This window comes from Streptomyces sp. NPDC057854, from assembly GCF_042797055.1.
In the GTDB taxonomy this organism is placed as follows: domain Bacteria; phylum Actinomycetota; class Actinomycetes; order Streptomycetales; family Streptomycetaceae; genus Streptomyces.
In genome coordinates this window covers 41,393-62,692 of record NZ_JBHVMF010000026.1, presented here as the reverse complement: position 1 = coordinate 62,692, position 21,300 = coordinate 41,393, and the positions used below count along the sequence as shown (strand labels likewise).

The 21,300-nt window shown below is 74.1% G+C and carries 20 protein-coding genes; 14 read left to right on the top strand and 6 right to left on the bottom strand.

What is annotated here, in order from left to right; translation table 11 throughout:
* Positions 1-19 precede the first annotated feature (19 nt).
* Positions 20-424 carry a hypothetical protein gene (locus tag ACFVQZ_RS30405; protein ID WP_030495653.1) on the top strand — a complete coding sequence of 135 codons (405 nt, stop codon included), beginning with the start codon at positions 20-22 and terminating at the stop codon, positions 422-424.
* A gap of 60 nt (positions 425-484) precedes the next feature.
* Here ACFVQZ_RS30405 and ACFVQZ_RS30400 read toward each other — a convergent pair whose 3' ends face one another.
* From ACFVQZ_RS30400 to ACFVQZ_RS30390, 3 genes are all read right to left on the bottom strand, one after another.
* Positions 485-2,863: a Tex family protein gene (locus ACFVQZ_RS30400; RefSeq protein ID WP_383627920.1), complete on the bottom strand. Its 2,379-nt coding sequence runs from the start codon at positions 2,861-2,863 to the stop codon at positions 485-487.
* A gap of 113 nt (positions 2,864-2,976) precedes the next feature.
* Entirely contained in the window at positions 2,977-3,843 is an 867-nt protein-coding gene (locus tag ACFVQZ_RS30395) for a hypothetical protein (RefSeq protein ID WP_383627918.1), read from the bottom strand.
* 82 nt (positions 3,844-3,925) lie between these two features.
* Positions 3,926-4,678, bottom strand: a complete 753-nt coding sequence (locus ACFVQZ_RS30390; protein ID WP_030495656.1) for an enoyl-CoA hydratase/isomerase family protein — start codon at positions 4,676-4,678, stop codon at positions 3,926-3,928.
* 72 nt (positions 4,679-4,750) lie between these two features.
* Here ACFVQZ_RS30390 and ACFVQZ_RS30385 point away from each other — a divergent pair, with 72 nt between their 5' ends.
* Together ACFVQZ_RS30385 and ACFVQZ_RS30380 are read left to right on the top strand one after the other, a co-directional pair.
* Positions 4,751-5,428 carry a DUF308 domain-containing protein gene (locus ACFVQZ_RS30385; protein ID WP_321192917.1) on the top strand — a complete coding sequence of 226 codons (678 nt, stop codon included), beginning with the start codon at positions 4,751-4,753 and terminating at the stop codon, positions 5,426-5,428.
* Between the two features lie 130 nt (positions 5,429-5,558).
* On the top strand, positions 5,559-6,077 hold the full coding sequence (locus ACFVQZ_RS30380) for an ATP-binding protein (protein WP_051787975.1): 519 nt from the start codon (positions 5,559-5,561) through the stop codon (positions 6,075-6,077).
* Here ACFVQZ_RS30380 and idi read toward each other — a convergent pair.
* The 3 genes from idi to ACFVQZ_RS30365 all read right to left on the bottom strand — a co-directional run bounded on the left by idi (position 6,043) and on the right by ACFVQZ_RS30365 (position 9,242).
* The gene (idi, locus tag ACFVQZ_RS30375; protein ID WP_030495659.1) at positions 6,043-6,675 is read right to left on the bottom strand and encodes an isopentenyl-diphosphate Delta-isomerase; all 633 of its coding nucleotides are present in this window, start codon (positions 6,673-6,675) and stop codon (positions 6,043-6,045) included. The genes ACFVQZ_RS30380 and idi overlap by 35 nt on opposite strands.
* 151 nt (positions 6,676-6,826) lie before the next feature.
* A complete protein-coding gene (locus ACFVQZ_RS30370) occupies positions 6,827-8,080 on the bottom strand; it encodes a GNAT family N-acetyltransferase (protein WP_383627915.1) in 1,254 nt (417 codons plus the stop codon).
* A 220-nt stretch (positions 8,081-8,300) separates the two neighbouring features.
* On the bottom strand, positions 8,301-9,242 hold the full coding sequence (locus tag ACFVQZ_RS30365) for a cation diffusion facilitator family transporter (RefSeq protein ID WP_030495661.1): 942 nt from the start codon (positions 9,240-9,242) through the stop codon (positions 8,301-8,303).
* A gap of 417 nt (positions 9,243-9,659) precedes the next feature.
* Between ACFVQZ_RS30365 and ACFVQZ_RS30360 the strand changes: the two genes are divergently transcribed.
* The 11 genes from ACFVQZ_RS30360 to ACFVQZ_RS30310 all read left to right on the top strand — a co-directional run bounded on the left by ACFVQZ_RS30360 (position 9,660) and on the right by ACFVQZ_RS30310 (position 21,255).
* The gene (locus ACFVQZ_RS30360) at positions 9,660-11,474 is read left to right on the top strand and encodes a DUF5941 domain-containing protein (protein ID WP_383627995.1); all 1,815 of its coding nucleotides are present in this window, start codon (positions 9,660-9,662) and stop codon (positions 11,472-11,474) included.
* The gene (locus ACFVQZ_RS30355; RefSeq protein WP_383627913.1) at positions 11,471-12,208 is read left to right on the top strand and encodes a sugar phosphate nucleotidyltransferase; all 738 of its coding nucleotides are present in this window, start codon (positions 11,471-11,473) and stop codon (positions 12,206-12,208) included. The genes ACFVQZ_RS30360 and ACFVQZ_RS30355 overlap by 4 nt, the downstream gene beginning before the upstream one ends.
* A complete protein-coding gene (locus ACFVQZ_RS30350) occupies positions 12,196-13,257 on the top strand; it encodes an iron-containing alcohol dehydrogenase family protein (RefSeq protein WP_030495665.1) in 1,062 nt (353 codons plus the stop codon). The genes ACFVQZ_RS30355 and ACFVQZ_RS30350 overlap by 13 nt, the downstream gene beginning before the upstream one ends.
* Complete coding sequence (locus tag ACFVQZ_RS30345) at positions 13,235-14,014, top strand: CDP-alcohol phosphatidyltransferase family protein (RefSeq protein WP_081959203.1); 780 nt, start codon at positions 13,235-13,237, stop codon at positions 14,012-14,014. The genes ACFVQZ_RS30350 and ACFVQZ_RS30345 overlap by 23 nt, the downstream gene beginning before the upstream one ends.
* A 162-nt stretch (positions 14,015-14,176) precedes the next feature.
* Positions 14,177-15,109: an ABC transporter permease gene (locus tag ACFVQZ_RS30340; protein WP_030495667.1), complete on the top strand. Its 933-nt coding sequence runs from the start codon at positions 14,177-14,179 to the stop codon at positions 15,107-15,109.
* A complete protein-coding gene (locus tag ACFVQZ_RS30335) occupies positions 15,102-15,890 on the top strand; it encodes an ABC transporter ATP-binding protein (protein ID WP_030495668.1) in 789 nt (262 codons plus the stop codon). Before ACFVQZ_RS30340 ends, ACFVQZ_RS30335 begins: the two co-directional genes overlap by 8 nt.
* A 119-nt stretch (positions 15,891-16,009) precedes the next feature.
* A complete protein-coding gene (locus tag ACFVQZ_RS30330) occupies positions 16,010-16,642 on the top strand; it encodes a TetR/AcrR family transcriptional regulator (RefSeq protein WP_383627910.1) in 633 nt (210 codons plus the stop codon).
* A gap of 293 nt (positions 16,643-16,935) precedes the next feature.
* Positions 16,936-17,823, top strand: a complete 888-nt coding sequence (gene hpnC, locus ACFVQZ_RS30325; RefSeq protein ID WP_383627993.1) for a squalene synthase HpnC — start codon at positions 16,936-16,938, stop codon at positions 17,821-17,823.
* A 2-nt stretch (positions 17,824-17,825) separates the two neighbouring features.
* Positions 17,826-18,761, top strand: a complete 936-nt coding sequence (gene hpnD, locus ACFVQZ_RS30320; RefSeq protein WP_383627991.1) for a presqualene diphosphate synthase HpnD — start codon at positions 17,826-17,828, stop codon at positions 18,759-18,761.
* Positions 18,761-20,158 (top strand): hydroxysqualene dehydroxylase HpnE, encoded by a 1,398-nt coding sequence (gene hpnE, locus ACFVQZ_RS30315; protein WP_030495672.1) that lies wholly within the window; start codon positions 18,761-18,763, stop codon positions 20,156-20,158. The genes hpnD and hpnE overlap by 1 nt, the downstream gene beginning before the upstream one ends.
* On the top strand, positions 20,155-21,255 hold the full coding sequence (locus ACFVQZ_RS30310) for a polyprenyl synthetase family protein (RefSeq protein ID WP_383627908.1): 1,101 nt from the start codon (positions 20,155-20,157) through the stop codon (positions 21,253-21,255). The genes hpnE and ACFVQZ_RS30310 overlap by 4 nt, the downstream gene beginning before the upstream one ends.
* Positions 21,256-21,300 lie beyond the last annotated feature (45 nt).

Below are 21,300 nucleotides of genomic sequence, written 5' to 3'. Positions count from 1 at the left end.
GCGCATTCCAGGAGGCACCATGACCGACGACAGCGTGACCCGGCTCCTCGCGATGCTGGACGACCTCGACGCGGACGTCGACGCCACCATCGACCTCGCCGACGAGATCGCGGCCGGCGGCGACCGGGCGCTGCTGCCGCGCCTGGAGTCCGAGCTCGACCGGGCCGTCGCCGACCGCAACGGCTACGCCCGCGAACTCCTCGGCGGCGTGATCGCCGCCCTCGGCGGCCCCACCTCCCTGCCGGTCCTGGTCCGCGCCTCGGCCGCCGACCTCGGCGACGACCAGGACGGGCTCGCGACGGAGATCGTCGGCCTGGTCCAGGACGACCCGAAGACCGCCGAGCGGGTCCTGCGCCCCCTCACCGAGGACGACGACCTCACCGTCGCCCACCGGGCCGACTGGGCGCTGCGCTTCCTGCCGTAGCCGCGACCGCCCGGGGCCCGGCGGAGCGGCGACACCGCTCCGCCGGGCCCCGGCGCGTGGTCAGCGGCGCTTGCCGCCGCCCTCGCCGAGCAGGCCCGCCTTGCGGAGGGCGTCCGCCATCGCGCTGTTCGCGGGCGCGGCGGCCTGGCCGCGCGACGGCCCCTGCCCCTGCCCCTGGCCCTGGCCGCGCGCCTGGCCGCGGTGCTGCCCCTGCCGCTGCTGGGGCGGGCGCCCGCCGCGCTCGCGCCGGGGCGCCGCGTCCTGCGCGCCGGCCTCGTCGTCCAGCCGCAGCGTCAGCGAGATCCGCTTGCGCGGGATGTCGACGTCGAGCACCTTCACCTTCACCACGTCGCCCGGCTTCACCACGTCCCGCGGGTCCTTGACGAAGGTCTTCGACATCGCCGAGACGTGCACGAGCCCGTCCTGGTGCACGCCGACGTCCACGAACGCGCCGAACGCCGCCACGTTCGTCACCACGCCCTCCAGGACCATCCCCGGCGCCAGGTCGCCGATCTTCTCGACGCCCTCCTTGAAGGTGGCCGTGCGGAACGCCGGCCGCGGGTCGCGGCCCGGCTTCTCCAGCTCGCGCAGGATGTCGGTGACCGTCGGCAGACCGAAGGTCTCGTCGACGAAGTCGGCCGGGCGCAGCGACCGCAGCGTCCCCGTGTCGCCGATCAGCGCGGCGACCTCGCCGCCCGTCGTCTTCGCCATCCGCCGCACCACCGGGTACGCCTCCGGGTGCACCGCCGACGCGTCCAGCGGGTCGTCGCCGCCGCGGATCCGCAGGAAGCCCGCGCACTGCTCGTACGCCTTCGGGCCGAGCCGGGCCACGTCCTTCAGCGCCTTGCGGGAGCGGAACGGGCCGTTCGCGTCGCGGTGCGCGACGATGTTCTCGGCGAGCCCGGAGCTGATTCCGGAGACCCGCGAAAGCAGCGGCGCGGAAGCGGTGTTGACGTCCACGCCGACGCCGTTCACACAGTCCTCGACGACCGCGTCGAGCGAGCGCGACAGCTTCGTCTCGGAGAGGTCGTGCTGGTACTGGCCGACGCCGATCGACTTCGGGTCGATCTTCACCAGCTCGGCGAGCGGGTCCTGGAGGCGGCGGGCGATCGACACCGCGCCGCGCAACGACACGTCCAGATCGGGGAGTTCCTGCGAGGCGAAGGCGGAGGCCGAGTAGACCGAGGCGCCGGCCTCCGACACCATCACCTTCGTCAGGTTCAACTCGGGGTGCCTGGTGAGGAGTTCGGCCGCCAGCTTGTCCGTCTCGCGGGACGCGGTGCCGTTGCCGATGGCGACCAGCTCGACCGCGTACTCCTTCGCGAGCCGTGCCAGCTTCGCCAGCGACTCGTCCCAGCGGTTGGCCGGGACGTGCGGGTGGATCGTGTCGGTGGCGACGACCTTGCCGGTCGCGTCGACCACCGCCACCTTCACACCGGTACGGAAGCCGGGGTCGAGGCCCAGCGTCGCCCGGGTGCCCGCCGGGGCGGCCAGCAGCAGATCCCGCAGGTTCGCCGCGAAGACCCGGACGGCCTCGTCCTCGGCCGCCGTCCGCAGCCGCAGCCGCAGGTCGATCCCGAGGTGCGTCAGGATCCGGGTGCGCCAGGCCCAGCGGACCGTGTCCTGGAGCCACTTGTCGCCGGGGCGCCCCCGGTCGGCGATCCCGAAGCGGGCCGCCACGATCGGCTCGTACGACGACGGCCCGTCGGTGGGCTCCTCCGGCTCCAGCTCCAGGCTGAGCACGTCCTCCTTCTCGCCGCGCAGCATCGCGAGGACCCGGTGCGAGGGGAGCGCGGTGAAGGGCTCGGCGAAGTCGAAGTAGTCGGCGAACTTCGCTCCGTCCTGCTCCTTGCCCTCGCGCACCTTCGCCACGAGCCGGCCCCGGCTCCACATCCGCTCGCGCAGCTCGCCGATGAGGTCGGCGTCCTCGGAGAACTTCTCGGTGAGGATCGCCCGCGCGCCCTCCAGGGCCGCGGCGGCGTCGGCGACGCCCTTGTCCGCGTCCACGAACGCCGCCGCCGCGGCGGCCGGCTCCACCGACGGGTCGGCCAGCAGCCCCTCCGCCAGCGGCGCCAGCCCGGCCTCGCGGGCGATCTGCGCCTTGGTCCGCCGCTTCGGCTTGAACGGCAGGTAGATGTCCTCCAGCCGGGCCTTGGTGTCGGCGCCCAGGATCCGGGCCTCCAGCTCCTCGGTGAGCTTGCCCTGCTCGCGCACCGAGTCGAGGACGGCGGTCCGCCGGTCCTCCAGCTCCCGCAGGTAGCGCAGCCGCTCCTCCAGGGTGCGCAGCTGCGCGTCGTCGAGCATCTCGGTCGCTTCCTTGCGGTAGCGCGCGATGAACGGCACGGTGGAGCCGCCGTCGAGCAGCTCGACCGCCGCCCTCACCTGTCGCTCGCGTACGCCGAGCTCCTCGGCGATCCTTGCTTCGATGGACGTCGTCACGGTGTCCCGACTCGCCTTCTCGTGCCTGCTGCTTGCGAGTGCATTGTGCCGGGTCGGTCACCCGTACGCGGCAACCGACCCGTCCCCGCGCGCGCCGCGCGGCTCCCGGGGGCTCAGCCCTTGCCGACGAGGTCCGCGGGGAAGGCGCCCGCGCCGGCGGCGGCGACCAGGAAGCCGCGGCCCAGCTCGGTCAGCCGCTCGACGCCGGCCGCGCCGAGGTGCGCGTACGGGGCGGCGTCCAGGCGGTCCGTGGTCTCCTCCAGCTCCTCCCGCAGCCGGACGCCGGACTCCGTCAGCTCGCCGTCCGCGTCGAGGAGGCCGCGCCCGCGCAGCCGCTCCCGGGCGGCCTCCCAGTCGGCGCGGCTCCAGCCCCGGCTGCCGAGCACCCAGCGCGGGGACATGCCCTTGCCGGTGGCGGTGTGGGAGACCAGCGCCTCGACCGGGTCCAGGCCGGCGGCGAGCAGGGCCGTCAGGTGGCCGTCGCCGCGGTGCTCGCGCAGCAGGGTCGCCGCGTGCCAGTAGGCGAGGTGCGGCTCCCCGGGAACGGGCAGGTCGGCGTTGGCGGAGTACAGCGGGCGGGCGTGCCGGGTGCACGCCTCGGCGGCCCGCAGCGCGAGCCCGGCCGCCTCGGCCATCTCCGGGGAGGCGACGGCCTCCTCGCCGAGCAGCCGGCGCAGGGTGGCGTCGACGGCCCGCAGCCGGGCGTCGAGCACGGCGGCGGGGGAGGCGGTCTCCCACACGGCGGGCAGGTGCCGGGCCAGCAGCTCGTGGCGGTAGCTGTAGAAGGTCGCGGCGACGGTGCCGGCGCCCACGGCGCCGAGCGGGGCGCTGCGGGCGGCGAGCCGCATCGCCGCCGGGTCGGCGAGGCCGAGGGCCCCGAGCTCCCGGTCCAGGTCGGGGGAGAAGTACAGCGTCGAGTGCAGCGGGTTCAGGGCGTTGTGGCAGCGGCGCCCGGCCCGCGGCGGCAGCGAGGTCGTCATGGCACCGAACCTAACCGACTGCTTGGTACGGAGGGAACGCCCCGCGGCCCCCGAACCGCACCGCGCAGGGGAAGGGGCGTCCTCACCGTCCGTACGTGAAGCGGGGCGCCCGGCGCTCCAGGAAGGCGGCCACGCCCTCCGCGGTGTCGCCGCTGCCGCGCGCCTCGGCGGCCCAGTGGGCGTCCCGGTCGCGCCGGCCGTCGGCGAACTCCTTCGCCGCGGCCTGGGTGAGCAGCGAGCGGGAGGCGAGCACCCGGCAGAACGCGTCGACGCGCTTCGCCAGCTCCTCCGCCGGGTGCACCTCGTCCACCAGGCCGGTCCGCAGCGCCCGTTCGGCGTCGATCAGCTCGCCGGAGAAGAGCAGGTACTTGGCGGCGGCCGGGCCGACCAGGGCGGTGAGCCGCCGGGTGGAGGAGGACGGGTAGACGATGCCGAGCTTCGCCGGGGTGATCCCGAAGAGGGCGTCCTCCGCCGCGAACCGCAGGTCGCAGGCGGCGGCGAGCTGGCTGCCGCCGCCGACGCAGTAGCCGCGTACGGCGGCCAGGGTCGGCTTCGGGAAGGCCGCCAGCGCCTCCTCGGCGCGGACCGCCAGCGCCTGCTGCTCGTCGCCCGGCTCGCGCAGCGCCGAGATGTCGGCGCCCGCGCAGAAGGTGTCGCCCGCGCCGGTGAGGACCAGCGCCCGGACCGCCGGGTCGGCGGCGAGGCGGTCGAGGACGGCGGGCAGCGCCCGCCACATCCCGGCGGTCATGGCGTTGCGCTTGGCCGGGTGGTCGATGACGAGGGTCGCGACCCCGTCGGTGACGCGGTCGGTGAGGCGGGGCTCCACGGTCTCCATGGGCCGGATGCTATCCAGCGGTCCCGACCGTACGATCGGGAAGGGGTCGTCAGGCAGCCGCGAGGAGGCACGATGACCGGGAAGTCCGGGGACGAGGCGTACGACCCCGTCCAGGAGATGGCCCGCGAGGGCAGGAAGCTGGGCCGGAGCTTCGGCTGGCTGGCCGCGCTCGGCGTGATCCTCGTGCTCTGCGGGATCGTCGGCCTGGTCTACACCGGGCTCGCCACCCTGACCTCCATGTGGCTCTTCGGCTGGCTGCTGCTGATCGGCGGCCTGGTCGGGCTGCTCCAGGCGTACTCGTCGCGGGGCACGAGCTACTTCTGGCTGGCGGCGGTGGTCGCGGCGGTGAACCTGGCGGCCGGCTGCGTGGTGCTGCGCCACCCGGAGGGCACGGCCGAGGCGCTGACCATGTTCGCCGCGCTGCTGTTCCTCACCGGCGGCGTGTTCCGGCTGGTCGGCAGCGTGGTGGTGCGCGGCCCGCAGTTCGGCTGGACGCTGCTCCAGGGCGCGTTCGGGGTGCTGCTGGGCGTGCTGGTGCTCTTCGACTGGCCGGACAGCAGCCGGTACGTCATCGGCTGCTTCTTCTCGCTCGCGCTGCTCTTCGACGGGCTCGGGCTGGTCGCGATCGGCGTCGGCGGCCGGCGGATCGTCGGCATGGTCACCCCGCGACCGGACCGGGACACGGAACCGGCCACCCCGCCGCCCCCGGAGACGCCTCCCGGAAACGCACAAGACCAGTCGCCCTACTGACGCGTACATGCGACATCGATCAGAAGGCGGCCGATAGGTGTCGACTTCTGGTCAGTAGGTCGGGAGACCCCTCGCGATTGCCAAGACTCGAAGCGTGGCGAGAATCGAGCACGAGGGTGGGAACCGGACCATGGAGACCCGCGGAGGTGTCCCCGCCCGGCCACCGTCCTACGAAGGAGTCTGGCGCTTCACCGCTCCCGCGGTCGACGTCTCCGTCCCCCAGGCCCGGCACGCGGTACGCGACCTGCTGGCCCGCCAGGGAGTTCCGGTCCACGAGGACATCCGGCACGGGCTGCTGCTGATCGTCTCCGAGCTGGTCACCAACGCCGTGCGGCACGCGGCGCTGCTCTCCCCGGAGATAGCGGTCGAGGTGGCCATCGGGCCGGAGTGGGTGCGGGTGTCCGTCGAGGACAACCACCCCTACCGGCCCAAGGCCCTGGAGGCGGACTACGGCCAGACCGGCGGCCGGGGGCTGCTCCTGGTGAAGGAGATCGCCCTGGAGGCCGGCGGCGCCTGCGACGTCGAGCACACCGCGGGCGGCGGCAAGATCATCTGGGCGGCGCTGCCCCTGGCCCCGATGGCACCGGGGCCGGGGACGGCGGCGGACGGCCGGGTCACCAGCCCCCGGACGGACCCGTCAGCTCCCTGATCGCGGGACGCGCCGCGTCGAGCACCGTCAGGAACCAGGCGGAGAACGGCGCGGCGGCGTGCCGCTCGGCCAGCTCGGCGGCGGTGACGAAGGCGTACTCGCCGATCTCCTCCGGGTCCGGCCGCGGCGTGGCCTGCACCAGGCCGACGAAGAGATGGTTGAACTCCTGCTCCACCAGGCCCGAGGCCGGGTCCGGGTGGTTGTAGCGGACCGTGCCGGCCTCGCCCATCAGGGACGGGGAGACGCCGAGCTCCTCGAAGGTGCGCCGGGCGGCCGCCGCGAACGGCGCCTCGCCCGGGTAGGGGTGCCCGCAGCAGGTGTTCGACCACACGCCGGGGGAGTGGTACTTGCCGAGCGCGCGGCGCTGGAGCAGCAGCCGGCCCTCCTCGTCGAAGAGGAAGACCGAGAAGGCGCGGTGCAGCTGCCCGGGGGCCTGGTGGGCGGCGAGCTTCTCGGCCGTGCCGATGGTGTTCCCGGCCTCGTCGACCAGTTCCAGCATGATCGGCTCCGGGGTGGCGGACGGCTCCGTGCCGTTCGACGAGAGCTTCGACGCAAGCCCCGGCGCGATCTCGGCCGCGGTGCCCTGTGTGGTCGGCATACCCATCCTTCGCTTCGGTCCTCGGCCCCTGGGGGCCACCCCAGTCTGCCGTACAAAACCGGCTTGTCCGCACTTCGGCGGCCGGAGCCCGCCGCTCCCACCGCACCGGAGTACACCGGCGCGGGGGAGCGGCGGGCCCGCCGGGGACGGGTCAGACCCCGAAAGCCGCCGGATACGCGACCGTGCCCGCCGGGACCGGAGCCGAACCGTCCAGGACCAGCGCCATCATCGCCTCGTCCGGAACCTCGAAAGCTGGCTTGATTCCATATGCGGACGCCCGTGCGAAACCGAACCGGGGGTAGTACTCCGGATGGCCCAGGACGAGCACCAGCCGCTCGCCCGCGAGCCGCGCCGCGTCGAGCGCCGCCCGGACGACGGCCTGCCCGGCGCCCGTCCGCTGGTGCTCCGGCGCCACCGAGACCGGCGCGAGCGCCGCCGCCGGCGCCCCGCCCACCCGGCAGCGGGTGATCAGCGCGTGCGCGGCGACCGAACCGTCCGGCGCCTCGGCGACCACCGAGAGCCCGGGCAGCCAGGCGTCCGGGTCGGCGCGCAGGGCGTCGACCAGGTCGGCCTCGTCCGGGCGCCCGAAGGCCGCCGCGACGACCTCCCGGACCGCCGCCCGGTCGCCGTCCCGCTCGGCGCGGACCGGCCAGCGCGGGTCGGCCGGGCGGAGCACCAGGCCCGCGTAGCCGTAGTCGCCGCCGTGCTCGCGCCGGAGCGCGATCTCGGCCCGCGCCGCCGCCACGGCCTCCGCCATGCCGGGCACGGAGGTGTCGGCGGCGTCGGCGCGCGCCGCGAGCGGGACGTAGTACTCGTCCCAGTCGGAGTCGGGCTGGAGGAAGGTGCCGAGGACGTGGTACCCGGCCGCGACCGCCGCCGCCGAGAGCTCCGCGACCGTACAGAGCGGATAGTGCTCGTCCCAGAAGGCACGGGCCTCCGGGGCGGGCGCCCCGGTGGTCCACGCGCACTCGGTGAGGACCAGCGTGCCGCCCGGCGCGAGCAGCCGGCGCCACTCGGCGAGCGCCCGGTCGAAGCCGATCACGAAGACCGAGCTCTCGGCCCAGACCAGGTCGAAGGAGCCGTCGGGATACGGCAGCGCGCCCATGTCGCCGCGTACGGCGCGGACGGAGCCGTCCAGGCCGCGCCCGGCGGCCGACGCGCGCAGCTCGTCGAGGAACGGCTCGTGGGTGTCGACGGCCGTGACCTCGGCGCCCGCCTCGGCGGCCAGGAGCAGCGCGGAGCGGCCCGGGCCGCAGCCCAGGTCGAGGACCCGCGGACGCTCCGGGAGCGGGCCGGCGAGCCCGAGGAGACGGCGGGTGGTGGCGTCGGAACCGGGACCCTGCCGCGGCAGGCCGCGGTGCAGGGCGAAGAAGGCGTCGTGCAGGAAGGAAGCGTTGTCGGACAACGTGGGAAACCCTTGGTGTGAGAGGGCCCCGGCCGACGACGTGACGGACCGGTGGAAGAACCGGGATCAGGTCAGCCGGAGACCCGGGAGCTGAGGCTGGACCGGGTACGGCCGCGGGTGGCGGCCTCCATCGCGACGGTCATCAACCTCAGCTCCTCTCACGCACGTGTTCGTCCGCCGAGCCTAACAGCCGCGCCGCCCCCGGGGCACGGGCCGAAGGTCACAGGCACAGCTTGGCCTCGTGCGCCGCGTGCCCGGCCGGCTCCAGCTGGAAGGTGCAGTGCTCCACGTCGAAGTGGTCGCCCAGGCAGCCCTGGAGGTCGTGCAGCATCTTCTCGTGGCCCACCGAGTCCAGCGCCGCCGCGTCCACCACCACGTGCGCGGAGAGCACCGGCATCCCGGAGGTGATGGTCCAGGCGTGCAGGTCGTGCACGTCCTCGACGCCCGGCAGGGCCAGGATGTGCGCCCGCACCTCCGCCATGTCGACGCCCTTCGGCGCCGCCTCCAGCAGCACGTCCAGGGTCTCCCGCAGCAGCTTCACCGTGCGCGGCACGATCATCAGGCCGATGACCAGGGAGGCGATCGGGTCGGCGTACTGCCAGCCGGTCAGCAGGATGATCCCGGCGGCGACGATCACCGTCACCGAGCCCAGCGCGTCGGCCAGCACCTCCAGATAGGCGCCGCGGACGTTCAGGCTCTCCTTCTGGCCGCGCATGAGCAGCGACAGCGACACGATGTTGGCCACCAGGCCGACCACGGCGAAGGCGATGGCCAGCCCGCCCTTGGTCTCGGCCGGCTCCATGAACCGCTGGACCGCCTCGTACAGCACGTACCCGCCGACGCCGAGCAGCAGCAGACAGTTGGCGAGCGCCGCCAGGATCTCCGCCCGGGCGAAGCCGAAGGTGCGGTTCCCGGACGGCGGCCGGTTGGCGAAGTGGATCGCCAGCAGCGCCATCGCGAGCCCGATCGCGTCGGTCGCCATGTGCGCCGCGTCGGCGATCAGCGCCAGCGAGTCCGCCATGATCCCGCCGACGATCTCGATCACCATCACGGAGAGCGTGATCCCGAGCGCGATCCGCAGCCGGCTGCGGTACGCGGCGCCCGCGGTACCGGTCGGCGGCGTCCCCCCGTGGCTGTGCCCGTGGTCGTGTCCAGCCCCCATGAGATGGCCTCCCAGTCGTGTTGCGTCGGTGCCCCGAGACGTCAGTGAACTACGGGTGGGGGGTATGTGCAACACGGTACTGAACACCGTTGTCATTGCTCTGACCTGCGACGATGCGCATTCGGCCGACAATCGTGCGATCACCTGCCGGAATGCCGCCGACGACCGCGCCGGGCACGGTTTGGAGGGCCGGCCGCCGATCACGGATGATGATCGCGCGGTGCGCTGCGCATCCCGGCGGCGCGGGGCGGGCCGGCGGGAGTCCGGCGTGCGAAACCTCGGTGAACTCGCGCTCCGTCCATCCGATAGCCTCTGCCGACGTGCCGCCGCCCGGCGCCCGGGGCCCGGAGCGCACCGTCGCGCCCGGGGCCGTCAGGCCCCCGCCGGCCCCCTGCCCGTCCCAAGGAGTGAGTTCGTCTGTCGACCGCCATCCTCACCGGCCCGCCGGCACCCGGATCCTCGCTCGACGCTGATCTGCGGTCGCTCGGCTTCGACGTCCGCCGGGCCGCCGGCCCCGACGAGACGCGTACCCTCCTGGCCGCCGTCCCCGCCGGGGAGCGGGTCGCCCTCGTCGACCCCCGCTTCGTCGGGCACCTGCACGCCCTGCGCCTCGCGCTGACCGACCCCCGCTTCCCGGCCGCCGCCGTGCCCGGCGCGCTCACCGCGCAGCCCGAGGCCCGCCCGGCGCTCGCCCGCGCGCTCGCCGCCGCCCCGGCGCTCACCGCCCCGGCCGCCGCCGCGGCGGAACCGGACCTCACCGGGACCGTCGCCGACGCCCTCGACGCCGACGGCGTCGCCGTGCACCGGCCCGCCCTCGGCACCCTCGTCGCCACCGTCCCGGCCGACGACGACGCCCGCCGCGAGGCCCGCGCCGCCGTCGACGCCGTCGACGACGAGGCCGTCCGCCTGCGCTCCGCCGTGAAGGCCCACGACGGCTTCTTCACCACCTTCTTCATCAGCCCGTACTCGCGGTACATCGCCCGCTGGTGCGCCCGCCGCGGCCTCACCCCCAACCAGGTCACCACCGCCTCGCTGCTCACCGCCCTGATCGCGGCCGGCTGCGCGGCCACCGGCGAGCGCGGCGGCTACGTCGCCGCCGGCGTCCTGCTGCTCGTCTCCTTCGTCCTGGACTGCACCGACGGGCAGCTCGCCCGCTACGCGCTCAAGTACTCGACGATGGGCGCCTGGCTCGACGCCACCTTCGACCGGGCCAAGGAGTACGCGTTCTACGCCGGCCTCGCCCTCGGCGCGGCCCGGAACGGCGACGACGTCTGGACCCTCGCGCTCGCCGCCATGGTCCTCATGACCTGCCGGCACGTCGTGGACTTCTCCTTCAACGAGTCCAACGTCGAGGACACCGCCGCCCCCGGCTCCACCGCGAGGACCAGCCTGGCCCTCTCCAGCCGGCTCGACAGCGTCGGCTGGACCGTCTGGGCCCGGCGCATGATCATCCTGCCGATCGGCGAGCGCTGGGCGATGATCGCCGTCCTCACCGCCGCGACCACCCCCCGGATCGTCTTCTGGGCGCTGATCGCCGGCTGCGCCTTCGCCGCCTGCTACACCACCGCCGGCCGGCTGCTCCGCTCGGTGAAGCGCCGGGGCGCCCGCTCCGACCGGGCCGCCGCGGCCCTCGCCGCCCTCGCGGACTCCGGTCCGCTCGCGCTCCTGGCCGGCCGGATCACCCGCCGCCTCCCCGTACCCGCCCCGGCCGCGGCCCTCCTCGGCGCCGCCCTCGTGCTCGCCGTCGCGGCCACCGCCCCGGTCGGCGGCTGGGCCGCCGTCGCCGCCGCCGGCGGCTACGCGCTGCTGTCCGGCCGCGCCGTCGCCCGCCCCCTCAAGGGCCCCCTCGACTGGTTCGTCCCGCCGCTCCTGCGCGCCGCCGAGTACGGCACGGTCCTGGTGCTCGCCGCCCGGTCGGACGTCCCGCAGGCCGTCCCCGCCGCATTCGGCCTGGTCGCGGCGGTCGCCTACCATCACTACGACACGGTGTACCGCATCCGCGGCGGCACCGGCGCGCCGCCCGCCTGGCTGGTGCGCCTCACCTGCGGACACGAGGGGCGGACGCTCCTGGTGACCGTCCTCGCCGCGCTCCTCGTGGACCGCGGCGACGACTTCACCCTGGCGCTGACCGCCCTCGCGGGCGCGCTCGCGCTCGTGGTGCTCGTGGAGTCCATCCGCTTCTGGGTCTCCTCCGGAGCACCCGCCGTTCACGACGAAGGAGAAACAGCATGATCGGCCTCGTACTGGCAGCCGGTGCCGGACGGCGACTGCGTCCCTACACCGACACCCTCCCGAAGGCCCTCGTGCCCGTGGACGGTGACACCACCGTCCTCGACCTCACGCTGAAGAACTTCGCCGAGATCGGCCTCACCGAGGTCGCGATCGTCGTCGGCTACCGCAAGGAGGCCGTCTACGCGCGCAAGGAGGCCCTGGAGGCGAAGTACGGCCTCGCCCTCACCCTCATCGACAACGACAAGGCCGAGGAGTGGAACAACGCCTACTCCCTGTGGTGCGCCCGTGAGGTCCTCAAGCGCGGGGTGATCCTCGCCAACGGCGACACCGTCCACCCGGTCTCCGTCGAGAAGACGCTGCTCGCCGCCCGCGGCAAGGGCCAGAAGATCATCCTCGCCCTCGACACGGTGAAGAAGCTCGCCGACGAGGAGATGAAGGTCGTCACCGCCGAGGGCGAGGGCGTCCGGAAGATCACGAAGCTGATGGACCCGGCCGACGCGACCGGCGAGTACATCGGCGTCACCCTCATCGAGGCCGAGGCCGCCGAGGCGCTGGCCGACGCCCTGAAGGCCACCTTCGAGCGCGACCCCGACCTGTACTACGAGGACGGCTACCAGGAGCTCGTCAACCGCGGCTTCACCGTCGACGTCGAGCCGATCGGCGAGGTCTCCTGGGTCGAGATCGACAACCACGACGACCTCGCCAAGGGCCGGGAGATCGCGTGCCGGTACTGACCCGACTGATCCCGTCGCCGGTCGTCGTCGACATCCGCAGGGGAGCGCTGGACGACCTGTCCGCGCTCCTCGCGGACCAGCGGATCTCCAGCAACGGCAAGATCGCCGTCGCCATCAGCGGCGGCTCCGGGCTCAAGCTCCGCGACCAGTTCGCGCCCGAGCTGCCCGGCGCCGACTGGTACACGGTCTCCGGCGGCACCATCGACGAGGCCGTCAAGCTCGCCGACGCCATGCGCGGCAAGCGGTACGACGCCGTGGTCGCCCTCGGCGGCGGCAAGATCATCGACGTGACGAAGTACGCGGCGGCCCGGGTCGGGCTGCCGCTGGTCGCCATAGCGACCAACCTCTCGCACGACGGCATCTGCTCGCCGATCTCCACCCTGGACAACGACAACGGCCGCGGCTCCTACGGCGTCCCGACCCCGATCGCGCTGGTCATCGACCTCGACGTGATCCGGGACGCCCCGATCCGCTTCATCCGCTCCGGCATCGGCGACGCGGTCTCCAACATCTCCGCCCTCGCGGACTGGGAGCTGTCCCACCGCGAGACCGGCGAGAAGATCGACGGCCTGGCCGCCGCCATGGCCCGCAGCGCCGGCGAGGCCGTGCTCCGGCACCCGGGCGGCGTCGGCGACGACGACTTCCTGGTGACCCTCTCCGAGGGCCTGGTGATGTCCGGCATCGCCATGTCGATCAGCGGCGACAGCCGCCCCTCCTCGGGCGCCTGCCACGAGATCAGCCACGCCTTCGACCTGCTCTTCCCCGCCCGCGCGGCCAGCCACGGCGAGCAGTGCGGCCTGGGCGCGGCCTTCGCGATGCACCTGCGCGGGGCCCGCGAGGAGTCCGGCGTGATCGTGGAGACCCTGCGCCGGCACGGCCTGCCCGTGACGCCGGAGGAGATGGGCTTCACCGTCGACGAGTTCGTGCGCGCGGTGGAGTTCGCCCCGCAGACCCGGCCGGGCCGGTTCACCATCCTGGAACACCTCGACCTGTCCGACGACGAGATCAGGGACGCGTACGCCGACTATGCCAAAGCCATCGGTAGCTGAGCTCCGCCCGGTCGTCCACCCGCCGGGTGTGAAGGACCGGCGGAGCGGCGAGCACTGGGGCGGCCGCCTCTACATGCGGGAGATCTCGCTGCGGATCACCCGCCAGCTGGCGAACACCCGGGTCACCCCGAACCAGCTGACGTACCTGATGACCCTGGCCGGCGTCCTCGCCGCCCCGGCGCTGCTGGTGCCGGGCGTGGCGGGCGCCGTGCTCGGCGTCGTCGCGGTCCAGCTGTACCTGCTGCTCGACTGCGTCGACGGCGAGCTGGCCCGCTGGAAGAAGCAGTACTCGCTGGCCGGCGTCTACCTGGACCGGGTCGGCGCCTACCTGTGCGACGCGGCCGTGCTCGTCGGCTTCGGCCTGCGCGCCGCCGACCTGTGGGGCGAGGGCCGGATCGACTGGCTGTGGGCCTTCCTCGGCACCCTGGCCGCGCTCGGCGCCATCCTGATCAAGGCCGAGACCGACCTGGTGGGCGTCGCCCGCCACCAGAACGGCATGCCCCCGGTCAAGGAGGCGGCTTCGGAGCCGCGCTCCTCCGGCATGGCCCTGGCCCGCCGGGCCGCCGCCGCCCTCAAGTTCCACCGGCTGATCCTCGGGATCGAGGCGTCGCTGCTGATCCTGGTGCTGGCCGTGGCCGACCAGATGCGCGGCGACCTCTTCTTCTCCCGGCTCGGCGTCGCCGTCCTCGCCGGCATCGCCCTGCTCCAGACGCTGCTGCACCTCGTCTCGGTGCTCGCGTCCAGCAGACTGAAGTAGCGGGCCCCGGCCCGCCGCCCGCCGGAAGATCGCCCGGCGTCCCGGCGGGCCGCCCGGATGGCGTACGGTGTGGCGGCGGACCCGGTGCCGGGGGCCGCCCACCGGTCAGCTGACATCGCGGCACCCCCTCGTGCCGCCATCGTGAACACGAAAGTTTCGACTGTGAGTGACATTCACCAGGGCGGGGCGGTCGCGACCAGCGCGCCTCCCGCCTCCGTCGACGCGGGCCTGTCCCCGGGCGACCTCGCCGCGAAGTACGGCCTCTCGGTCAGCGGAGCCCGGCCCGGACTGTTCGAGTACGTCCGGCAGCTGTGGAGCCATCGCCACTTCATCCTGGCCTTCTCCTCGGCGAAGCTCACCGCCCAGTACAGCCAGGCCAAGCTCGGCCAGGTCTGGCAGGTGGCGACGCCGCTGCTCAACGCCCTGATCTACTACCTGATCTTCGGGCTCATCCTGGGCGCCGGAAAGGGCATGGAGAAGGACGTCTACATCCCCTTCCTGGTCACCGGCATCTTCGTGTTCACCTTCACGCAGAGCTCCGTGATGGCCGGCGTACGGGCGATCTCCGGCAACCTCGGACTGGTGCGGGCGCTGCACTTCCCGCGCGCCAGCCTCCCCGTCAGCTTCTCGATCCAGCAGCTCCAGCAGCTGCTCTTCTCGATGGTCGTGCTCGTCGCGATCGTCATGGTCTCCGGCAGCTACCCGTCGGCGAGCTGGCTCCTGGTGATCCCGGCGCTGCTGCTGCAGTTCGTGTTCAACACGGGCCTCGCGCTGATCATGGCCCGGGCCGGCGCCAAGACGCCCGACCTCGCGCAGCTGATGCCCTTCGTCATGCGGACCTGGCTGTACGCCTCCGGCGTCATGTTCTCGATCCCCGTGATGCTCCAGGACAAGCCGCAGTGGATCGCGGACATCCTCATGTACAACCCGGCGGCGGTCTACATGGACCTGATCCGCTTCGCCCTGATCGACGGCTACGGCTCCGAGAACCTGCCCGACCACGTGTGGGCCACCGGCCTCGGCTGGGCGCTGCTCTTCGGGATCGGCGGCTTCGTCTACTTCTGGAAGGCCGAGGAGAGGTACGGCCGTGGCTGACACCACCGAGAGCGCCAAGACGCCCACCGTCATCTGTGACGACGTCCACATCGTCTACCGCGTCAACACCGGCGGCGGCGGCAAGGGCAGCGCCACCGCCGCCCTCAGCCGGATCGTCGGCAAGGGCAAGGCCGAGGTCAGCCGGGGCGTCCGCAAGGTGCACGCGGTCCGCGGCGTCACCTTCACCGCCTACCGCGGCGAGGCCATCGGCCTCATCGGCACCAACGGCTCCGGCAAGTCCACCCTGCTGCGCGCCATCGCCGGCCTGCTCCCCACCGAGAGCGGCAAGGTCTACACCGACGGCCAGCCCTCGCTCCTCGGCGTCAACGCCGCCCTGATGAACGACCTCACCGGCGAGCGCAACGTCATCCTCGGCGGCCTCGCCATGGGCATGAGCCGCGAGGAGATCCACGCGCGGTATCAGGACATCGTCGACTTCTCCGGGATCAACGACAAGGGCGACTTCATCAGCCTGCCCATGCGCACGTACTCCTCCGGCATGGGCGCCCGGCTCCGCTTCGCCATCGCCGCCGCCAAGAACCACGACGTGCTCCTCATCGACGAGGCGCTCGCCACCGGCGACCGCAAGTTCCAGATCCGCTCCGAGGAGCGCATCCGCGAGCTGCGCAAGGAGGCCGGCACGGTCTTCCTGGTCAGCCACAGCAACAAGTCCATCCGGGACACCTGCGACCGGGTGCTCTGGCTGGAGAAGGGCCAGCTCCTCATGGACGGCCCGACCGAGGAGGTCCTCAAGGCGTACGAGCGCGAGACCGCCCGCTGACGCCCGCGCCGCACCGCGTGCCGCACGCCCCCCGCCGACCGGCGGGGGGCGTTCCGGTTTTCGCCGGTCGCGCGCCCCGGCGGAATGTTCATGCGGTCAACATCGGGCAGGATGAGCCCATGGCAGGGATCTCGGGCGGAAAGAACTACCACCACGGCGACCTGCGCAACGCCCTGCTGTGCGCGGCCGTCGGCCTCGCCGCCGAGGGCGGCCCCGAGCGGGTCGTGCTGCGCGAGGCGGCCCGCCGCGTCGGCGTCTCGCCCACCGCCGCCTACCGCCACTTCGACGGACGCGGCGAACTGCTCCGTACCGTCCGCGGCCACGCCCGGGCCCGGCTCGCCGAGGCCATGGAACGGGCCGCCGCCCGCGAGCCCGGCTCCGACGACCCCGCCCTCGCCGCCGAGCGCCGGCTCGCCGCCCTCTGCCGCGGCTACGTCGGCTTCGCCGTCGAGCACCCCGGCCTCTACCGGGCCGCCTTCGGCACCGTCCGCCCCGCCGGGGACCCGCCGGCCGGTCTCCCCGTCCCGCCGGAGCCCGAGATCCGCGCCTTCGCCCTGCTCCGCGAGGCCATGGACGCCCTCGACCGGACCGGCGGCCGGCGCCCCGCCGCCGGCGCCGCCGCCTGGTCCGCGGTGCACGGCCTGTCGCTGCTGCTCCTCGAAGGCCCGCTGCGCCGGCTCTCCGCCCAGCGCCGGGCCGACGTGGTCGAGACCACCCTCGCCATGGTCGTCTCCGGAGCCCGCGGCCGCTGACCCCCGGGCGCGCCACTATCGCCACTGGTCAGCCCCGGCGTGGCGCGAGGCCCCCCGAATGGCGACCTCCCCCGTACGACGTAAGCTGTACCGGTCTGATCCACACCACCCGCGGTGCCCCCGGGAACACCCCGGCGGGCGCGTGCTCCGTGCGCGGCGGCGTGTCCGAAAGAGGATGGATTGGATCGGCAGTGTAGAACGGGAGATATGACGGCCATGACGCAGAATCTCCATCTTCACGTGGGTGTCGCCGTCCCCGCGCCGGGCGCCGCCCGGTGACGGCTCCCCGGCACGTGCGCGCCGACGACCCATCGCGCACCACACTCGGCAAGTCCGCGGACGAGAACTTCCCCGTGGCCCCCTTCTTCCTGCCCCGCGCCTGGCGCGACGACCTCATGGCCGTCTACGGCTACGCCCGCCTCGTCGACGACATCGGCGACGGCGACCTCGCCCCCGGCGGCGCCGACCCCCTCGGCCTCCCCGCCGATGCCGGCCCGCTCGCCCTCCTCGACGCCCTGGAGGAGGACCTGGACCGGGTCTTCGGCGGCACCCCGCGCCACCCGCTGCTCCGCGCCCTCCAGCCGACCGTCCGCCGCCGCGGCCTCACCCGCGAGCCCTTCCTCGGACTGATCCAGGCCAACCGGCAGGACCAGCTCGTCCGCCGCTACGAGACGTACGACGACCTCCTCGCCTACTGCGAGCTCTCCGCCAACCCCGTCGGCCGGCTCGTCCTCGGCATCACCGGCACCGCCACCCCCGAGCGGATCCGCCGCTCCGACGAGATCTGCACCGCCCTCCAGATCGTCGAGCACCTCCAGGACGTCGCCGAGGACCTCGGCCGCGACCGGATCTACCTGCCCGCCGAGGACCTCAAGCGGTTCCACGTCACCGAGGACGACCTCGCCCGGCCCACCGCGGGCGCCGCCGTGCGCTCCCTCGTCGCCTTCCAGGCCGCACGCGCCCGCGCCCTGCTGCACGCCGGCACCCCGCTCGTCGGCAGCGTCCACGGCCGCCTCCGCCTGCTCCTCACCGGCTTCACCGCCGGCGGGCTCGCCGCGCTCGACGCCATCGCCGCCGCCGGCTTCGACGTCCTCGCCGGACCGCCGAAGCCCACCAAGCCGAGCCTGACGCGCCAGGCGGGAGCGGTCCTGCTCCGGGCGCGGAGAGAGGGGGGATCGTGACCGTGGACCACCTGACCGCGCCGTCCGCGCCGGTACAGGCCGCGTACAGCTACTGCGAGGCCGTCACCGGGCAGCAGGCCCGCAACTTCGCCTACGGCATCCGCCTGCTGCCCGCCGACAAGCGGCAGGCCATGTCCGCCCTGTACGCCTTCTCCCGGCGCGTCGACGACATCGGCGACGGCCCCCTCGCCCCCGAGGAGAAGCACGAACGCCTGGAGGCCACCCGGACCCTGCTCGACCGGGTCCGCAAGGGCGACGTGGCCGAGGACGACACCGACCCCGTCGGCGTCGCGCTCGCCGACGCCGCCCGCCGCTTCCCGATCCCCCTCGAAGGGCTCGACGAGCTCATCGACGGCGTCCTCATGGACGTCCGCGGCGCCACCTACCGCGGCTGGGACGAGCTCAAGGTCTACTGCCGCTGCGTCGCCGGCGCCATCGGCCGGCTCTCCCTCGGCGTCTTCGGCACCCAGCCCGGCGCCGCCGGGGCGGACCGGGCCGCCGAGTACGCCGACACCCTCGGCCTCGCGCTCCAGCTCACCAACATCCTCCGCGACGTCCGCGAGGACGCCGGCAACGGCCGCACCTACCTGCCCGCCGACGACCTCGCCCGCTTCGGCTGCCAGGACGGCTTCGCCGCCCCGCCGCCCCCCGGCGCCGACTTCGCCGGACTCGTGCGCTTCGAGGTCCGCCGCGCCCGCGAACTCTTCGCCGAGGGCTACCGGCTGCTGCCGATGCTCGACCGGCGCAGCGGCGCCTGCGTCGCCGCCATGGCCGGCATCTACCGCCGGCTCCTCGACCGCATCGAGCGCGACCCCGACGCCGTGCTCCGCGGCCGGGTCTCGCTCCCCGGCCCCGAGAAGGCGTACGTCGCCGTCCGCGGCCTCTCCGGCCTCGACGCCCGCCACATCGCCCGCCGCACCGCCCGGGGGCGTGCCTGATGGCCCCCGCCGACCGGGCCGGGACCCCGGCCCCGACCGCCGTCGTCGTCGGCGGCGGCCTCGCCGGCGTCACCACCGCCCTCCAGCTCGCCGACGCCGGCGTCGCCGTCACCCTCCTCGAAGGCCGCCCCCGCCTCGGCGGCCTCGCCTTCTCCTTCCGCCGCGGCGACCTCACCGTCGACAACGGCCAGCACGTCTACCTGCGCTGCTGCACCGCCTACCGCTGGTTCCTCGACCGGATCGACGGCACCCGCCTCGCCCCGCTCCAGGACCGCCTCGACGTCCCCGTCCTCGACGTCGCGCACCCCCGCGGCCCCCGCCTCGGCCGGATCCGCCGCGACCCGCTGCCGGTCCCCTTCCACCTGGCCCGCAGCCTCGCCACGTACCCGCACCTCTCGCTCGCCGAACGGGCCTCCGTCGGCCGCGCCGCCCTCGCGCTCAAGAAGCTCGACCCGGCCGACCCGGCCCTCGACGGCATCGACTTCGCCACCTGGCTCGGCCGCCACGGGCAGACGCCCCGCGCCGTCGAGGCGCTGTGGGACCTCATCGGCATCCCCACCCTCAACGCCCCCGCCCCCGACGCCTCCATGGGGCTCGCCGCCATGGTCTTCCGGACCGGGCTGCTCACCGACCCCGCCGCCGCCGACATCGGCTGGGCCCACGTGCCGCTCGGCCGGCTCCACGACACCCTCGCCGCCAAGGCCCTCGACGGGCTCGGCGTCCGCACCCTGCTGCGCACCAAGGCCCGCCGGATCTCCCGCGCCGACGACGGCCGCTGGCACGTCGAGGTGCCCGGCGAGACCCTGGCCGCCGACGCCGTCGTCCTCGCCGTGCCGCAGGCCGAGACCCACGCCCTGCTGCCCGACGGCGCGCTCGACGACCCCGACCGGCTCCTCGACATCGGCACCGCGCCCATCCTCGACCTGCACGTCGTCTACGACCGCCGGGTGCTGAAGCGGCCCTTCTTCACCGCCCTCGGCTCCCCGGTCCAGTGGGTCTTCGACCGCACCGCGTCCGCCGGACTCACCGGCGGCGGCCAGTACCTGGCCGTCTCGCAGTCCGCCGCCCAGGACGAGATCGACACCCCCGTGGCCGAACTCCGCGCGCGCTACCTGCCGGAGCTGGAGCGGCTGCTGCCCGCCGCCCGCGGCGCCGGGGTCCGCGACTTCTTCGTCACCCGGGAACGGACCGCCACCTTCGCCCCCACACCGGGCGTCGGGCGCCTGCGCCCCGGCACCCGCACCCGTGCGCCCGGCCTCTACCTGGCCGGCGCCTGGACCGCCACCGGCTGGCCCGCGACCATGGAGGGTGCCGTCCGAAGCGGCTTCAGCGCCGCCGGCGCGGCGCTCTCCGCCTTCGGCCGCCGCCACGACCATCCGCTGCAGGAGGCGGCATGAGTGTGATCACAGGAACCAGAGGAGAGACCGTGCCGACCGTGCCCCCGGGGTCCCCGGCCGTCGACACCGCCGACGTCAACGCGCTGCTGGAGAGGGGGCGGACCCTGTCCACCCCCGTCATGCGGGCGGCCGTCGGCCGCCTCGCGGCTCCCATGGACACCGTGGCCGCCTACCACTTCGGCTGGATCGACGCCCAGGGCAACCCCACCGACGGCGACAGCGGAAAGGCCGTGCGCCCCGCGCTCGCCCTGCTCTCCGCCGAGGCCGCCGGCGCCGCGCCCGAGACCGGCGTCCCCGGCGCGGTCGCCGTCGAGCTCGTGCACAACTTCTCGCTCCTCCACGACGACCTGATGGACGGCGACGAGCAGCGCCGCCACCGCGACACCGTGTGGAAGGTGTTCGGCCCCGCCCAGGCGATCCTGGTCGGTGACGCGCTCTCCGCCCTCGCCAACGAGGTGCTGCTGGAACTCGGCACCGTCGAGGCCGGCCGCGCCGCCCGCCGGCTGACCACGGCCAACCGCAAGCTCATCGACGGGCAGGCCCAGGACATCTCCTACGAGCACCGCGAGCGGGTCACCGTCGAGGAGTGCCTGGAGATGGAGGGCAACAAGACCGGCGCCCTCCTCGCCTGCGCCGTCTCCATCGGCGCGGTCCTCGGCGGCGCCGACGACCGCACCGCCGACAAGCTGGAGGAGTACGGCTACCACCTCGGCCTCGCCTTCCAGGCCGTCGACGACCTCCTCGGCATCTGGGGCGACCCGGAGGCCACCGGCAAGCAGACCTGGAGCGACCTGCGGCAGCGCAAGAAGTCGCTGCCGGTCGTCGCCGCCCTCGCGGCCGGCGGGGAGGCGTCCGAGCGGCTCGCCCGGCTGCTCGCCGAGGACGCCAAGGCCCCCGACTTCGACTCCTTCTCCGAGGCCGACTTCGCCTACCGCGCCGCCCTCATCGAGGAGGCCGGCGGGCGCGAGTGGACCGCCGAGGAGGCCCGCCGCCAGCACGCCGTCGCCCTCCGTGCCCTGCACGAGGTGGACATGCCCGCCCGGGTGCGCGACCAGCTGATCGCGCTCGCCGACTTCGTCGTCGTACGGAAGAAATGATCACCCACAGCCAGATATGAGTGCGCAGTCGCCGGCCGGTGCCAC

Bases quoted from the DNA above. Each gene is read 5' to 3' on its own strand.
- ACFVQZ_RS30405 (WP_030495653.1), top strand. From the start codon at position 20: ATGACCGACGACAGCGTGACCCGGCTCCTCGCGATGCTGGACGACCTC.
- ACFVQZ_RS30395 (WP_383627918.1), bottom strand. From the start codon at position 3,843: ATGACGACCTCGCTGCCGCCGCGGGCCGGGCGCCGCTGCCACAACGCC.
- ACFVQZ_RS30390 (WP_030495656.1), bottom strand. From the start codon at position 4,678: ATGGAGACCGTGGAGCCCCGCCTCACCGACCGCGTCACCGACGGGGTC.
- ACFVQZ_RS30385 (WP_321192917.1), top strand. From the start codon at position 4,751: ATGACCGGGAAGTCCGGGGACGAGGCGTACGACCCCGTCCAGGAGATG.
- ACFVQZ_RS30380 (WP_051787975.1), top strand. From the start codon at position 5,559: ATGGAGACCCGCGGAGGTGTCCCCGCCCGGCCACCGTCCTACGAAGGA.
- idi (WP_030495659.1), bottom strand. From the start codon at position 6,675: ATGCCGACCACACAGGGCACCGCGGCCGAGATCGCGCCGGGGCTTGCG.
- ACFVQZ_RS30365 (WP_030495661.1), bottom strand. From the start codon at position 9,242: ATGGGGGCTGGACACGACCACGGGCACAGCCACGGGGGGACGCCGCCG.
- ACFVQZ_RS30355 (WP_383627913.1), top strand. From the start codon at position 11,471: ATGATCGGCCTCGTACTGGCAGCCGGTGCCGGACGGCGACTGCGTCCC.
- ACFVQZ_RS30345 (WP_081959203.1), top strand. From the start codon at position 13,235: ATGCCAAAGCCATCGGTAGCTGAGCTCCGCCCGGTCGTCCACCCGCCG.
- ACFVQZ_RS30330 (WP_383627910.1), top strand. From the start codon at position 16,010: ATGGCAGGGATCTCGGGCGGAAAGAACTACCACCACGGCGACCTGCGC.
- hpnE (WP_030495672.1), top strand. From the start codon at position 18,761: ATGGCCCCCGCCGACCGGGCCGGGACCCCGGCCCCGACCGCCGTCGTC.
- ACFVQZ_RS30310 (WP_383627908.1), top strand. From the start codon at position 20,155: ATGAGTGTGATCACAGGAACCAGAGGAGAGACCGTGCCGACCGTGCCC.